12 protein-coding genes, 1 tRNA gene and 1 pseudogene are annotated in these 15,307 nt (G+C 59.4%); 9 read left to right on the top strand and 5 right to left on the bottom strand.

What is annotated here, in order from left to right; all coding sequences use genetic code 11:
* Positions 1-26 precede the first annotated feature (26 nt).
* The 3 genes from DMO26_RS26190 to DMO26_RS26180 all read left to right on the top strand — a co-directional run bounded on the left by DMO26_RS26190 (position 27) and on the right by DMO26_RS26180 (position 2,017).
* A complete protein-coding gene (locus DMO26_RS26190; RefSeq protein WP_117195272.1) occupies positions 27-425 on the top strand; it encodes a hypothetical protein in 399 nt (132 codons plus the stop codon).
* 89 nt (positions 426-514) lie between these two features.
* Positions 515-1,162, top strand: coding sequence for a response regulator (locus DMO26_RS26185; protein ID WP_117195271.1), 648 nt, complete (start codon positions 515-517; stop codon positions 1,160-1,162).
* A 189-nt stretch (positions 1,163-1,351) separates the two neighbouring features.
* Positions 1,352-2,017, top strand: coding sequence for a S24 family peptidase (locus DMO26_RS26180; RefSeq protein WP_117195301.1), 666 nt, complete (start codon positions 1,352-1,354; stop codon positions 2,015-2,017).
* A gap of 80 nt (positions 2,018-2,097) precedes the next feature.
* Here the strand turns inward: DMO26_RS26180 and DMO26_RS26175 are convergent, their stop codons facing one another.
* Positions 2,098-2,982 carry a transporter substrate-binding domain-containing protein gene (locus tag DMO26_RS26175; RefSeq protein WP_117195270.1) on the bottom strand — a complete coding sequence of 295 codons (885 nt, stop codon included), beginning with the start codon at positions 2,980-2,982 and terminating at the stop codon, positions 2,098-2,100.
* Positions 2,983-3,042: 60 nt separating this feature from the next.
* Between DMO26_RS26175 and DMO26_RS26170 the strand changes: the two genes are divergently transcribed.
* The 3 genes from DMO26_RS26170 (at position 3,043) to DMO26_RS26160 (ending at position 7,537) form a co-directional block, all read left to right on the top strand.
* Positions 3,043-4,986, top strand: coding sequence for a glycosyltransferase family 2 protein (locus tag DMO26_RS26170; RefSeq protein WP_117195269.1), 1,944 nt, complete (start codon positions 3,043-3,045; stop codon positions 4,984-4,986).
* 165 nt (positions 4,987-5,151) lie between these two features.
* Complete coding sequence (locus tag DMO26_RS26165) at positions 5,152-7,146, top strand: methyl-accepting chemotaxis protein (RefSeq protein ID WP_117195268.1); 1,995 nt, start codon at positions 5,152-5,154, stop codon at positions 7,144-7,146.
* A gap of 121 nt (positions 7,147-7,267) precedes the next feature.
* Positions 7,268-7,537: a hypothetical protein gene (locus DMO26_RS26160; protein ID WP_117195267.1), complete on the top strand. Its 270-nt coding sequence runs from the start codon at positions 7,268-7,270 to the stop codon at positions 7,535-7,537.
* 235 nt (positions 7,538-7,772) lie between these two features.
* Here DMO26_RS26160 and DMO26_RS26155 read toward each other — a convergent pair whose 3' ends face one another.
* The 3 genes from DMO26_RS26155 to DMO26_RS26145 form a co-directional block, all read right to left on the bottom strand.
* A complete protein-coding gene (locus tag DMO26_RS26155) occupies positions 7,773-8,312 on the bottom strand; it encodes a hypothetical protein (RefSeq protein WP_162895064.1) in 540 nt (179 codons plus the stop codon).
* Entirely contained in the window at positions 8,309-8,890 is a 582-nt protein-coding gene (locus DMO26_RS26150; protein ID WP_117195265.1) for a hypothetical protein, read from the bottom strand. Before DMO26_RS26150 ends, DMO26_RS26155 begins: the two co-directional genes overlap by 4 nt.
* Positions 8,891-9,035: 145 nt before the next feature.
* Positions 9,036-10,142, bottom strand: a complete 1,107-nt coding sequence (locus DMO26_RS26145) for a nucleotidyltransferase family protein (protein WP_117195264.1) — start codon at positions 10,140-10,142, stop codon at positions 9,036-9,038.
* Between the two features lie 339 nt (positions 10,143-10,481).
* Here DMO26_RS26145 and DMO26_RS26140 point away from each other — a divergent pair, with 339 nt between their 5' ends.
* From DMO26_RS26140 to DMO26_RS26125, 3 genes and pseudogenes are all read left to right on the top strand, one after another.
* Positions 10,482-11,648: an ABC-three component system protein gene (locus tag DMO26_RS26140; protein ID WP_117195263.1), complete on the top strand. Its 1,167-nt coding sequence runs from the start codon at positions 10,482-10,484 to the stop codon at positions 11,646-11,648.
* 6 nt (positions 11,649-11,654) lie between these two features.
* Entirely contained in the window at positions 11,655-12,143 is a 489-nt protein-coding gene (locus DMO26_RS26135; RefSeq protein WP_117195262.1) for a three component ABC system middle component, read from the top strand.
* A gap of 915 nt (positions 12,144-13,058) precedes the next feature.
* Positions 13,059-14,749, top strand: a pseudogene (locus DMO26_RS26125) (hypothetical protein).
* A gap of 389 nt (positions 14,750-15,138) precedes the next feature.
* Here the strand turns inward: DMO26_RS26125 and DMO26_RS26120 are convergent.
* Positions 15,139-15,212 (bottom strand) — tRNA-Gly (locus tag DMO26_RS26120).
* Positions 15,213-15,307: the final 95 nt, after the last annotated feature.

Genomic DNA, 15,307 nt, shown 5'->3' with positions numbered 1-15,307 from the left:
CACCGAAAAAGCTGGCACCCGCAACCATGGCGCTTCTCGTCTTGGTGAGCACCCCCGCCGAACGATCGGAAGCGCAGCAGCCACAGGCGAACCGTTTCCAGCTCGAGCGGACCGAAAACGGCGTGGTTCGCCTCGATACCCAGACAGGCGCAATGACGCTCTGCCGCGACGAGAACGGCACGCTTTCCTGCCGCATGCAGCCGGACGAACGGGCGGCCTACGAGCAGGAACTCGACAGGCTCGAAAAGCGCGTAACGGCGCTTGAGGAGCGGTTCAGCCACACGCCTCCCAACGCGCTGCCGACCGATGCGGAGGTGGACCGTTCGCTCTCGATCATGGAAAGGTTCATGCGGACCTTCATGGGGATCGTCGGAGAATTCGAGGACAGGCGGGAGGCGGACAAGCCACAGCCCAATCGTACGTGAATTCCCCTACTTGTTTCCGCCTATCGAGAGGTTTACAACTTCCTAAAGAGACGAACAGCACGACTATGCTCTTGGGAGGGAGCGTGGGAATGCAGACACTGACAATCATCATAGCAGACGATCATCCGCTGTTCCGGGGCGCACTCAGCCAGGCCGTCCAAGGCATTGCCGAGGAACTGGTCATCATCGAGGCGGGCGATTTCGAAACCGCGCGGCTTGCGGCAGAAAACAATCCCGACGTGGACCTGATGCTGCTCGACCTCGCCATGCCCGGTGTCAGCGGCTTTTCCGGACTGATGTCCCTGCGCGCCGAATTTTCCGGCCTGCCGATCATCATCGTTTCCGCAAGCGACGACTGTACCACGATCCGTCGGGCCCTCGAACTCGGCGCATCCGGCTTCATCTCCAAGTCCTCCGGGCTCGACGATATCCGCGCCGGCATCCAGGCAGTGCTGGAAGGCGATATCTGGGCGCCCAAGGGCGATCTCGCCGCCCCGGAAGAGGACCCCGGGCTTGCCGAACTCATGGACCGGCTGAAAACGCTCACGCCCCAGCAGAACCGCGTCCTTTCCATGCTCGCCGAAGGCCTGCTCAACAAGCAGATCGCCTACGAACTCGGCGTTTCCGAGGCGACCATCAAGGCGCATGTCTCGGCAATCCTCCTCAAGCTCAATGTCGACAGCCGCACCCAGGCGGTGATCAAGCTCAGCAAGATCAACATGGCGCTGGTGGCCTGACACGAGGCACCCAAGACAGGATTTTATTCCTCATCTCTCTTTACGAAAGGCGGCAATTCCGCTAGATTTGGGGGTGTCTGTGCGAGCTGCCGATCTTTCGAAGGCCGCACGCAAGGGTTTTGATCAAGGGTGCCGCCGAGCGCCGGTTCGTCCGGTCTCTGCCATACGCCGATCACGGGTACGGGCAAGATGCTGTCACATGAAACGATCTGGAGCGCGATCGACACGCTTGCCGAACGTCATCAGCTGACGCCCTCGGGCCTTGCCCGGCGGGCCGGTCTCGATCCGACCTCGTTCAACAAATCGAAACGGCTCGGACCGGACGGGCGTCTGCGCTGGCCTTCGACGGAATCGATCGCCAAGGTACTGGAAGCGACCGGTGCGACCATCGACCAGTTCATGAGCTATCTTCCATCGCCACCTGGCCGCTCGGCATTTCCGGACGGGAATTTCCCCCCGCAGGGCGGCACGATCCCCCTCCTCGGCTTCGCGCAGGCCGGCGCGGGCGGTTTTTTCGACGATGGCGGATTTCCGGCCGGCCAAGGCTGGGACGTGGTCGAATTCCCCGTCGATCCGTCGCGCAAGTCCGGCGTCTATGCGCTCGAGGTACAGGGCGAATCGATGATGCCGCTCTATCGGGACGGCGACGTTCTGATCGTCGAACCCGGCGCGCAGGTGCGCCGCGGCGACCGGGTCGTGCTCAAGACCAAGGAGGGCGAGGTGATGGCCAAGGTTCTGGCCCGCCAGAGCGCCCGGACGGTGGAACTGCTCTCCCTCAATCCGGAACATCCGAACCGGACCTTCGATCTTTCCGACGTGGAATGGATGGCCCGGATCATCTGGGCGAGCCAATAAGTGGGTAGTGGGTAGTGGGTAGTGGGTAGTGGGTAGTGGGTAGTGGGTAGTGGGTAGGAAATTGCTCCTACCCACCGATGTCAATAAAGGCCGTTCGGGAAATAGCGCAGATAGATATCCTGCAGGCGGCCATTGCGCGAGAGCACGCCGAGTGCCTGGTCAAGGGCCTGGCCAAGCACCGGATCGCCTCTTCTCAGCATAATTGCCAGCCCTTCCCCCAGGAACTTCTGCGACAGATAGGGGCCATCGAACAGCGCGCAGCATCTTGCCGAGGTCTCACCCGCCACCCAGAAGGGCAATCGCAACCCATCCGAAAAGACCGCATCCACCTTGCCCGCCTTGAGCGCCTCCAGCATGGCATCGGCGTTGTCGAAGGGCGTTGCGGCGACCTTCGGGAAAAAGGCCTTCAGCATCAGTTCGTGAGCGGTGCCGCGAACGACCCCGACGGGCCTGCCGGCCAGTGCCGCGGCCGTATCGCCGCCGATTCTCGCGGACAGATTGCGGGCGAACCTCGCCGGCACGCCGAGATAGGGGCGAGAAAAGGCGAAGCGGTTGCGCCTTTCCGCGGTGACGGCAATGCCCGCCATCGCCGCTTCGCCCGCACCGCTTTCCAACGCCTTTTCGAGTTCGCCGAAGGGGAGGGCCTGGATCTGGCACTTCGCCTCTATCTTCAGTTCAGTGCAGATTTCGCGGGCGAGATCGACATTGAAGCCCGAAAGCCGGCCGGTCTGGTCGGCGAAATTGAATGGCGGGAAATCGATGCTCGTCAGGATGCGTACCCGGACAAGCGTGGAGAGATCGGGCCGCGACAGCCGCTCACGGGCATCGAACATCAGCGGCAACGTGCCCTCGCCTTCGGCCGCTGCCGCGGGCAGGGCAGCCACAAACAATCCCCCCGCCACAAGGCAGAGCTGCAAAAGGTTGAAAAACCCCCGGGTTTTCGGGGATGCAATCACAGGGCGCATCTCTATGATCCAGATCGGGACAGGGATGGGACGTCCGCTTGCGGGCGGTGTAACAGAAACATGTATGCAGGGGAATATCCAGCGGCATCGCCGCGGGCACAGGATGGCGCGCGGACGAATTTCGCCCGGATCGTCAGCGATTCCGAAGAAGAGGCATCCTCCTCCCACGACCCCGACATCGGGAACTCGGAGGCCGCCGCGCTTGCCGCACTCGGTTTTTCCAAGCCGCTGCTGGCATCGCTTGCGAAAAAGGCCCGGCAGAACGGCACGAGTCTCGAGGCCGAACTCCTCAATAGCGGAGAAGTCGGCGAGAATGCCTATTACGGTGCGGTCGCCCGCTTCCTGCGGTTGCCGTTCATCGATGTGATCGACCCGCAAAGCTTGCCCGACACGCCGTTCATCGACACGCAACTGCTGCATCCGAACCAGGTCAGGATCACCTACCGGTACCGGGCACCGCAAGTGGCGATCGTGCCGGAGGCGATGCGGCTGGCCGATCTCGCCGCTACGCTCGCCGCCATGCCCATGCTCCGCAGGAATCTGGTCGTCACCACGCCTTCCGCCATCCGCCAGGCGGTCTGGAAGGCCGGGGCCGGGCGTCGCGTGCGTCATGCCGTCACCGATCTCTTCGACCGTTTTCCGCAATTCTCCGCCCGTATCGTGCTGGCCGGCCGGCAGGGTTTTTACGCCGGGCTCGGGTTTGCCGTACTGCTCTCGGCACTCGTCGTCATCCCGATCGAGACGCTCGGCATCCTGCACGTGACGCTGTCCCTCATCTACCTCGCGTCCCTGCTGCTCCGGCTGGCGGCACTGACAGCCCAACATTTCACCGAGCGCTCCTATGCCTATATCCACGACCCGGAGGAGCCTCTGCCGCGATACACGATCATGGTCGCACTCTACCGCGAGGCGGACGTGGCACGACAACTGGTCGGCAGCCTGCGGCGGATCGACTGGCCGCGCCCGCTTCTCGACATCAAACTCGTCTGCGAAGCGGACGACCATGCCACGATCGCGGCGTTGCGGGCCTTGCATCTCGATCCGCATTTCGAGATCGTCGAGGTTCCACCCTCCGGCCCTCGCACCAAGCCGAAGGCGCTCACCTATGCACTCAGCGCCGCACGCGGCGAGTTCCTCGCCATCTACGACGCGGAAGACCGGCCGCATCCGCAGCAATTGCGGGAGGCCTACCGGCATTTCCGGAACAGCCCGGACCGCGTTGCCTGCCTGCAGGCGCCGCTGATCATCACCAATGCGCAGGAAAGCTGGATCAGCGCGCTTTTTTCGCTCGAATATGCCGGCCTGTTCCGCGGGCTTCTTCCGATGCTGGCACGCTGGGGCATGCCCTTGCCGCTGGGCGGCACGTCCAATCACTTCCGGACGGCAGCCCTGCGCACAGCGGGCGGCTGGGACCCGTTCAACGTCACCGAAGACGCGGATCTCGGCATGAGGCTCTATCGGCTGGGCTACAGGGCGGAAACGCTGATGCGGCAGACGCTGGAGGATGCGCCCACCGCGATGCGCGTCTGGATGGGTCAGCGCAGCCGCTGGTTCAAGGGCTGGCTGCAGACATGGCTGGTCCTGATGCGGGCACCCCGCAGGCTGATGCGCGAGATGGGGGCAGGCGCCTTCTGCATCTTTCAACTGATGATCGGCGGGATGCTGATGTCATCGCTGCTGCATCCCCTCATCCTGGTCTTCGTGGCAATGGGCGCCTATGCGATGACGGAGGCGCCGACGGAAGACATTCCCACAGGGATGCTGTCGCTCTTCATCATCGATCTCGTCAACATTCTGGGAAGCTATGCCATATTCCTCGCGCTCGGCATGGGCTCGATGATCTCCCATGAAAAGCGGATGATCGGCCGTCGGTGGGCCGGGCTGCCGCTCTACTGGCTGATGACGTCCGCGGCGGCCTGGCTTGCCGTCGTGGAGCTGCATTCCAAGCCCTTCTTCTGGAACAAGACTTCGCATGTGCCGACCGGCCGGAAACCAGGCGTCTAGGGCAATTTACCGGCACTCGGTGTTAGCCCGGCGTTAAACATTCTCCCATTTAGTATTGTATGACAAACGGCTGCCTCCTCCGGCCGAGCGCATGATGCGACCGTCATTCCTCCACCTCCAGTTTTCACCCCACGGCGGCGGATACTCCCGCGCAGGCAAAACCCCATGTTGAAGAATATGAAAATCCGGACGAAGATCCTTTCGGTCGTCGTTCTCCTTGGTTTCATCTCGGTTACCGGCCTCGTCTATATCGTCCATGAATTCAAATCCGCCGACCAGAGCTACAGCACGTTCATCGACCACGAGGCGCTTGCCTCCATGCAGGCGTCGCGCGCCAATGCGTCGATCCTGTCATCGGTACTGCAGGCGAGCTTCTCGCTGAACCTGCCGGCCGGTTCGAAGGAGTCGGAAGCAGCCGCCAAGGCCGCTTCCAAATTCGGGCAGGCCCGCGAACGCCTCCAGTCGGCCGCCGAACTGGTGCCGAGCCGCAAGGCGGCCGCCGACGAACTCATCGCCGAGATCACGGCGCTCGAACAGGTAACCCAGAAGGCGCTCGATCTGCGCAAGGCGGGCGACGAGAAGGCGGCCGTGGAGGCCATTTCCAAGGTGAGCGCCGGCGTGGCGACGCTGACGCCGAAGATGATCGCCAACAACGACGCGCTGATGAAGCTGCTGGACGACGGCGGCGACGCGCTTTCCGCCCGCGTCAATCAGCGCATCAACGTCTGCTTCGCCATCATCGGGATTGCGACCCTTGCGCTCATCGGCTTCGGCATCTACGTGGCGCAGACGGGCATCGCGACGCCACTCAACAGGCTGAGCGAGCGGATGCGGAAGCTTGCCGACGGCAACACGGAAGACGAGATCGCCGGTCTGGACCGGCGCGACGAAATCGGTCTCATGGCCGAAACCGTGCAGGTCTTCCGCAGCAACGAGATCGAGCGTGTCAACCTAGAAGCCCGCGCCACTGCGGACCGCAATCTCAGCGACCGGGAGCGACAGGAGCGGGAGGCACAGCGCAATGCCGATGCAAGCGACCTCGAGCGGGCCACGAGCGCGCTCGGCGAAGGCCTGCGCCGGCTTGCCGCGGGCGATCTCGTTACCCGGATCGATACGCCGTTCGCCACCCATCTCGATGCGTTGCGCCTCGACTTCAACAATTCGGTCAGCACGCTCAACAACACGATGCTTGCCGTCGGCGCCAATGCGACGGCCATCAATGCCGGCGCCAACGAAATCCGCTCCTCGGCGGATGCTCTTTCGAAGCGCACCGAGCAGCAGGCCGCTTCGGTCGAAGAAACCGCCGCCGCGCTCGAAGAAATCACCACCACGGTCAAGGATGCGGCAAAGCGGGCGGCGGAAGTCAGCCAGCTCGTGACCCGCACCCGCACAGGTGCGGAAAAATCCAGCGAAGTGGTGCGCAAGGCGGTCGGCGCCATGCAGGAGATCGAGAAATCCTCCGGCGAAATCTCCAATATCATCGGGGTGATCGACGACATCGCCTTCCAGACCAACCTGCTCGCCTTGAACGCCGGCGTCGAAGCGGCGCGTGCCGGCGAAGCGGGCAAAGGCTTTGCGGTCGTTGCCCAGGAAGTCCGCGAACTCGCGCAGCGCTCCGCCAACGCGGCGAAGGAAATCAAGGCGCTGATCACCACCTCCGGCTCGCATGTCGAAACCGGCGTCGCACTGGTCGGCGAGACCGGGAAGGCCTTGGAGACCATCCTCCACGAGGTGCAGGAGATCAACAGCCATATCCATGCGATCGCGGATGCCTCGCGCGAACAGTCGCTCGGGCTGCAGGAGATCAACACCACGGTCAACGCGATGGACCAGGGCACCCAGCAGAACGCTGCGATGGTGGAGGAATCGACGGCCGCCAGCCATACGCTTGCGACGGAAGCGACAGCGCTTGCCGAACTGCTCGGCCAGTTCAGACTGACGGGTACCGGAGGACAGGTATCCGTTGCCGCCCCGTCCGCACCGCGCAGCGTGTCGCGGCCGGCAGCCGCTCCGACTCCGGCAAAGCCGCCTGTCCGGGCCGTGACCGGCAATGACGCACGCCCGGCAGCCTCTCCGGCGCGCGCACTCGGACAGAAACTCGCCGGCGCCTTCGGCGGCTCAGGGGCGGCCGGCGAAAACGCCGAATGGACCGAATTCTGAGCCCTGCCTCACCCGGCAACATGATCGAGGGCGGCCGTCGGCCGCCCTTCCTGTTTCGAAACGCCGGAACATTTCCCGCCCGCGATTGTCAGGTAGAGAGTGCGACAACGGAGGAAACGCAATGCATACCTATCGCCGCTATCAGGGCGGAGTGCCCGCTGCCGGCGCCCTGATCATCAAGTTCTACCATTCCGGCGACGAAATCCGCGGCTTCATCCGCAAGGTCGCGGATGAAGCGGAAGACGATGCGATCTTCCCGGGCGAAGAGATGGAGCCGGACACGGCATTCCGCATGGCCGAGAACAAGAACCGCGGCCCGGACAAGCCGCCCATCTTCGTCGAGCTTTCGGAGGGCGTGGAATGGAACCCCGCATGGGGCAGACTGATGTGATCCGATGTAGACATGGAGCGGGTAGCGATCTTCACATCGAGCCCGTAACTCATTGTCTGTCAAAGCATTTCCTGCCGCCACTCGGCAGGAATGGACTTAATTCTGGACTTGTTTCTTCCCGTTGACAAGCGTTCCAATAGCATTTTTGTCCACCTTGTTCTGCTAACATCTGTCAAAGTCTCTTACCATAAGCAAGGCATGGACATCCGACGACATCTTGGCTCGTTCTTCCTGGTCATTCCTCGTCAGGCCATTCAATCTCTACATCACCACCAAGGACACCGGCTGCGCGAACAATGTAGCGTAAATTCTGCTTCCGGCATGACTTCTGAAAGAAGCGTCCCGTCTTGGCGCGACGGTCCAATTCGGCAAGAGACATGTCCTCATTTTGTACCCGCGAGCGAATAGCGTCCAATACGGGAATACCGAATGGCACCAATCGTACCTTGCGTCTGGCGGCCTTCACGTGTCCGGCCTTGCTTTTGATCTGGCACAGGGTCAGGCTCGGAAACAAAGCCAGTAATTCCGCAGCGGACAGATTGGCTTCAAACGCGGCATGAACGCGTCGAACTTCCTGATTGGTCCAAACATGGCGACGCCGTACGATACCCAGAACACGTACCCGATGCTTCAAGGCCGAAAGGCTGCGATGCGGCAGGTTCTTTTGCAGAAGGTCATAAGAGGGATAGCCTGCCCGGACTTGATCGTCTTCCAAGGACGTCCATGGCAATGCCATAACCTGGCTCACGCTCCGGTGTGATTTTCCATTTTTCATCTCTCCCGCCAGCAGACCATAGGCCGACCACCCAGAAATTCCATCGCACGCTGTAATGCGCCCCAGTCAACGTGGCGGGGACAGACAAAGTACTGCACCTTTCCAACGATAGCATCGAGTTCGGTCATCGTGATATGAAGATCAAAGGCGCGGCGGCGAATACTATCCACCAAAGGCATCCCGGTGATCTTCGGAGCCCGACGAGGACGGCGATACCCCATGCTGTTCGCCGTGTGCCATATCTGCCGCTTGCTCTTCCTCGGAAACATTTCTGACAGCGTGTCTATAGGCACCCCGGCAACATATGGCTTCCGCAATTTCTGCGCATCGCTGGCCGACCAAATACGCAATGGAGGAACCAGACCTATTTGCCGCGCCTTGTGCGTGATGGCCGTCGGCGTGCGTTGTGGCAATGCCCGGGCAACCGCATCCAGATCAGGGTAAAGACGCTGCAAAATGCCCAGTTCTGCGGATGTCCATATCGGCGCACCGGCAATCGTAAAGCCGGTCCGCTCGATGTGCCGGAAAATTGTATCCTTGCCGTCAAGACCACGGCGTTGGGCCAAGGAAAGCAGCATACCATTCGTCCTGCACAGAGACTTCGTCACCATAGCGACAATTTATGCAGGCAGATGACATCTGCTGCTGAATCTGAACATTCCCTCTAAGACAGCCTAAGGCCGTATGTGCTGGACTCCTCGCTTACCGTTCCCCTTTATGAAATTAACCGGCCAAACCTGATCCAACATCTGTAAACCCATCAAGTTTCTCACCGATTGATATCAAGGCTTCCTTCAATATCATATCGGTCGCCATACGCTGCTTGTCCGGTATAAGATCGAGACCTTTTTCAATCGCCCCTCGCCACTGCGGCCCTCTGTTCCAGGCTTCCGCGAAAACTTCAGCAAGTTCATCCTGACGACGCGTGATCTTCAACGCCTCGATCAGGAGGCTTGCCTGATGGACGTCCTTCTCGCGTTTGGAAATACCGTTCGCATCGGACTGACGACGCGAGGCGACGATCAGTTTGTGGACGGCATAACGCTCGGGCGACGGCACTGTCACGGATACCCCGGACCGATGCAGCATCACTGTGCGTATGGGCTCATGGATCAGGAAATCCAGAAAACGCAGCGGCTGCGCAGATGCACCGCCGAGAGACGGCATCGGGCTCGCATGATCGGCATAGTCATCGGATCCCCGGTTCGGAGTCAGGAACTCAACCTTGTATCTCGCGGCGTTCTCGAACTGCGTGACGCGTGCGGGATCGGACCGATGGGGAATTGCCCGAAAAGTCGGGTCAACGCCTTTGAGAATTTCGAGTATGGGGGGAAGGCTGTCTTCAACAGATGAGGATATGGAATAATGCTGGGCGAAATCCGCATCGCCCGTCTGCAGCGAGGCGCCCGGCAATCTGATACCGAGATAACCGGCATAGGCTTGGAAGGCGACCGTTCCGACGAGAACGCCCCTCAGACGGAAGATGCCCGCATTGCCGATCGCTTCCACGATATCGCCTGTAAAACGATCGGGCGCTATCAGCCCGGCTTCCCGTGTCAGGGTGGACACCAGCTTCCGCCGCCCGCGCAGGTCTTCCTTGATCTCCTTGAAAGCAGCTACCCTGCCGGCAATCTCGGGATCATCAGCCGGGCCGACATATTTCCGCGTCTTGTTCGGTTGGGTTTCCTCGAAATACCAGTAATCCCGCCCCTTCACAGGCACCCGGACAAAATTGCCCGCGGTCGAGAAATCGGTCTCGAACGATGCATCAAGGCTCCGTTGCACCAGTTCGGCAAACATCGTTCGGTAAACAAGGTCGATTATTTTCATCGGGCACCGCGTTATAAGATTTACGCATATTTCTTATAACGCATTCTCCCGTTAGCAGACAAGGAAATTATTATAAGAAAATCGATAAAACCTTATAACTCACAACCGAGACCAGCACCTCAGGGGAACCGCATCGCCAGATATTGATCTTTCCCTTGTTTAGTTAAGTCTAACCTTCCTCAACAAACGCACGGCGGGTTTGGTGATCGCTCCCGAAGCTCAAGATCACATTGAAATCCGGTGGACATTCTGCGCGCGAAAGAAATCAGCACTTTCAATTTTAGATAACCCAGAGTTACATTCTTGGCTACGTCAAATAAAATCGCTTAACTTGGAAAAATGACTGTCGTCGAACTCGATAAGCCGCTCAAGACAAGTGCCGCAGGACAATATCTGGGCTTTTCGCTCCAACAGCTCCGCCTCACTTACTATCTGTTACGCGTCCCGGACGGTGACCACGTGTCGCTGGAGTACCTTGACGACGTCGCGATACATCGTGCCGACGGCTCCGTACTGCTTGAGCAGTGTAAAAGCGCGCTTTCCGGAAATCCGGCGGCCGATCGATCAGTTGATCTCTGGAAGACATTCGCCAACTGGAGCACCCTCTGCAAAGACGGTGTTGTGGATGTTCAGTCGACCAGCTTTCACTACTATGTGACTCCTTCGAAATCAGGGAGCATCGTGAAGCAAATGTCGTCTGCAGAGAATAGCAGCGATGTCGCTGCGGTGATCGTGCGACTGAAAAAGCTCGCGAACAGCACACCAAGCGACGCCCTCTGCCACCCACATATCTCCAAATTCTTGGCAGCCGGTGACGTTCTCTGCGGATCGATCATCTCCCGCTTCACATTCTCTAGCGAGGACGAATCGCTCGAGGCCGTAAGACAGTACGTGCGTCCCGGCGCCTCGCCTGCCGCACTGCAGGAACTCACCGCAGCGGCGATCGGTATCGCGCGCGATCGGGTCGACAATCTCATCCGGTCGAGGGAAGCGCCCATAGTCGATGCGACCAAGTTTCGACGATCGTTCCAATCCTTTTCACGAAGGTCCGACCTGGGCAACCTGCTCGTATCCAAGACGCCTCCACCTACGGACGACGTCGTGGCGTCGACGGTCAGCAACGAGCCAACTTTCGTCAGGCAACTTTATGCGGTCGAAGCAACGGAAGACATGCTGCTCACCGCTGTGAGCGACTACCTTCGAACGCAGATCGACAAGGTGGAATGGGCCGACGACGGCAGGATCCTGGTAAATAGCTTTGACGAGTTCGATGAGCAGCTTGTCAGGCTACACAAGATCAACCGCGACGAGATCGAAGATCTCCAAAGTACGTCGAGCCAGCCTATACGCGGCAGGACTCTCTATCGCAAATGCGCCTCCGCAGTCGTGCCTTTGGACGGGCAGACCCTTCCTGGCCATTTCGTAGCCGGAGCATTCAACCATCTCGCCGACAGCAAGCGAGTAGGTTGGCATCCTGATTTCGCGACATTGTTTCCGGTGGACTGATAAGCGATGGCCGATCACGTCCTCTCCCCAGTGGCGCAGGTTCAGAACCCTGCCTTCGGTGCAACACTGATCTGGCGATTTGCCCGAGGCTACGAGCTAGAAAAACCTGGCTCCAAGCCCACCCTGCAACTGCTCTTTCTTGTTCTTCCGCTCATCCTGCACCGGATCACCATGGAGAAGTTGCGGTCGACCAATCAATCTTCCGGGCTGGCGAAGTTCGTTGAAAAACTTGGAGCAGAACGGGAGCTGCTATTTTCTATTCACGAACGGGCACTCGCGTTACGCGGCCTCACGTTGGAGTCGATTTCGGCCGCCGTCGTCACCAAGCTGCTCGCGGTGGATTATGAAGCCGCAGCAGCGCATGCGAACGATGTCACCATGCGCAACCCGCCGGAGCGGCTCAAGCACCATATGGCGTCCGCGGAAAAGCTCGGACGCTGGTGCGCGCGACTGCCAGCCGGCAACGTGTTTTCCCTCCTAAAGGTCGAGCCCTGATGCATTTCCAGATCCTCAAGCTCATTTTGTGGTCAAGATCCGGTCATCCTCCTCGCGTGGTTAGTTTCGAGCCCGGCATGGTGAATGTGGTCAGCGGAGCATCTAAAACTGGCAAATCCGCGGTCATTCCGATCATCGATTACTGCTTGGCTTCTGGAAAGTGCAGCATCCCGGTGGGTACCATCCGAGAATCATGCTCATGGTTCGGAGTGATAATCGAAACGATCGAAGGGCAGAAACTTCTTGCTCGTCGCGAACCTGGAGACGCCCGCCAGACCGGTGACATGTTTATCCTGGAAGGGGACCGGATCGAAGTCCCCTTACAGGCGCCTGAGAAGAATACGACTGCGGATTTCGTTAAGAAATCGCTGGACCGCCTCGCCGGTCTTTCCCAGCTTGGTCTTGTTCCGGAGGGCGACGTGGCCCGCGTGAGTTTCAGAGACCTCACTGCATTCACCTTTCAACCTCAATACATCGTCGCCAATCCCATGGTCCTGTATTTCAATGCAGACACCACGGAACATCGGGAGAAACTTAAGTCGATCTATCCGTATGTCCTAGGAGCCCTGACGCCGGAGATGTTGGCCGCGCGATGGGAAATCGACCGCCTGCTCCGCGAGCTTCGCCGAAAGGAATCGGCGCTGAATACGACACGGTCCGCCGTACGGGCTTGGCAGAACGAGACGCAGGCCTGGTTACGCAACGCGATCGAGTTGGGACTTCTCCCCGCCGATACCGTTGTTCCGACGGACTGGGAGTCCGTCGTCGACATGCTTCGACGCGTCGTCGGGGCCAACACTCGCGAGTCCTTCGCCACCCTCGAATCCATCGCTCCAAGTCTCGACGAACTGGAAACCCTCCGCAACGAGGAGCGCCAGGCGGCCGCCGATCTTGGTGAGAGACGTCAAAGGCTGAATGAAGTTCAGCGCCTTCTTGGAAGCAGCGAATCCTATGGCTCGGCGATCAGGATCCAGCGTGATCGGCTCGACATTGCTGGTTGGCGATATCAGCCCCGCCGAAAGGCGGAGGATTGCATTGCACCTTCCGGACGATTTCAGCAGTCTGCCGTTCACCAAGCGGGAGGAAATCCTCGACTGGGTGCGCCGGGTCATCATCTCCGGTTCGACCGATTACAGGCGCTACCAGGCTGCGGCAACCAAACAGCGTTATGCTATCCGTTTTCCAGGTGTCACCTACGGCGGAGGACCGCTGTCTCCTCGATCGCCCACCTTGGCAATCACAGCCAACAAAAATACCACCGAAACGCTAGAAGACCCCGACCTCCTGTCCGGCGTCGTCGACGCGCCGCCGCGGTTGGCAATGGAAATGGCCGATCTGATCCGGTTCAAGACCTCGACCCTGACTGCGATCGGCTTTCAGCGCAACGGCGTCTGGGGCGAGGAAACCGCATCGCAGAAGATCGAGCATCTCGGCTTGATGTTCGGGGCGCTGGCAGCCTCGCCCGCCGGCGGCGTCAAAGGCCGTGGCGTCCCACTCAGCCACCTGACATTCGGCCTACTGATCTTCCCCGGAGTCTGGGACTGGTATCTGCAATGGCGGGAACAGCGGCGTGGCTTCTACACCAAATGGGAAGAGGACATGCTGATGGTGGCGCAAGCGCTCACTCGGGCAGAGGTGGGCTGGATCCGGCAGCACCCGGAGCTTCTGAAGAATGTCAGGCCGCTCGAGGGCCTCATCGCACCCGAGGAGATCGAATTCGCCATACGCGACTGGCACGGCGCCTGCGACGCGTTTCACCGGCATGCCGCCAATCGATCCAAGGAGGTGCAGCGGGTCATGCGCGTGCATCGCGATCCCTTCGAGCCGATCATGTGCGTTCTGGAAGCGGACAGTCCTCTGGCAGAATATCGCAAGATCACCGACGAGATTTTGAACCGCATGCCGGACAAAGACCGCTATCCTCGAGCGGCGGCGGAAGCCGTTCGATCCTTCCTTCTGCTTCGTCTTGGCCTGCATCTCGGGCTTCGGCAAAAGAATCTTCGTCAGCTTCGCGTCTGCCCGCGCGGGCATTTCCCGACATCCGAGCGACGGCTCCAAGATATGAAATGCGGCGAGTTGCGCTGGAGTGATCGGGAGCAAGGATGGGAGGTGTTGATCCCGTCGGTCGCCTTCAAGAACTCCGGTTCTTCCTTCTTCGGACAGAAGCCATTCCGGCTCATCCTGCCAGACTTGCTCGATCTCTACAAATACCTCGAAGCCTATATCGATCGCCATCGTGGCGTCCTGCTCGGCCCAGCAAAAGATCCCGGCACGCTGTTCGTCAAAACCGTAAGACGACCAGTCTGGATGCGGCGTATGACTCCACAACTTTCTACGAAGCCTGGCGGACCGTGATCCAGCGGTATGGCATCTACAATCCCTATACCGGTCGCGGCGCCATCAAGGGCCTGCTGCCGCATGGTCCTCATAACTTACGTGACATTCTGGCGACCCATATCCTCAAACAGACTGGGTCGTATGAGCAGGCAAGCTACGCAATCCAAGATACGCCGGATGTGGTGCAGCAGCACTATGGTCGGTTCCTGCCGCAGGACAAGGCGGCACTGGCAGCCAAGATTTTGAACCAAGTTTGGGAGGCGGCGTAGATCGGCCCAATCCAACGACAAACCACCAAGCTACAGAGAACAGATGCGGAAATGATTTCCTCATCTGTTCGTGAGAACTCTTGAAAGGATTCGGCCCCGGCTCCTCATTCTATGAGCCGAAGTTCATTCGCTGGTTTCTCTAATTTGGAAATCAGCTTCTTTAGGAAGGCTAGGGCATTGTTGATGATACACAACGGGAAACCGGCATAGAATCGCCTCCCGCCAGATCAAAGAAAATGCATATTTATCAAAAAGATAGTATTCATCTTTCCAATCTAACAGACCAGTTCGATTCTTGGCTTTAAGGTTCCGAAAGAACTTTTGATTTTCAAAAAAATCTTTTAGATTCAGTTTGTTATGTCCAATATCTAAGCTTTATAGAAAAAAATTGGAGCGGGTGAAGGGAATCGAACCCTCGTATTCAGCTTGGGAAGCTGCTGCTCTACCATTGAGCTACACCCGCAGCGGGCCTGAGATTTCCAACAGACTGCCTCCCCTGTCAAGCGGAAGTCTTGTCGCGCTCGAAAATGGGCGGGAAGCTTTAGGCCCGGAACGCGG

The sequence above is a fragment of the Rhizobium terrae genome (assembly GCF_003425685.1).
GTDB classification, from domain to species: domain Bacteria; phylum Pseudomonadota; class Alphaproteobacteria; order Rhizobiales; family Rhizobiaceae; genus Neorhizobium; species Neorhizobium terrae.
This window is presented reverse-complemented; position numbering and strand designations above follow the sequence as displayed.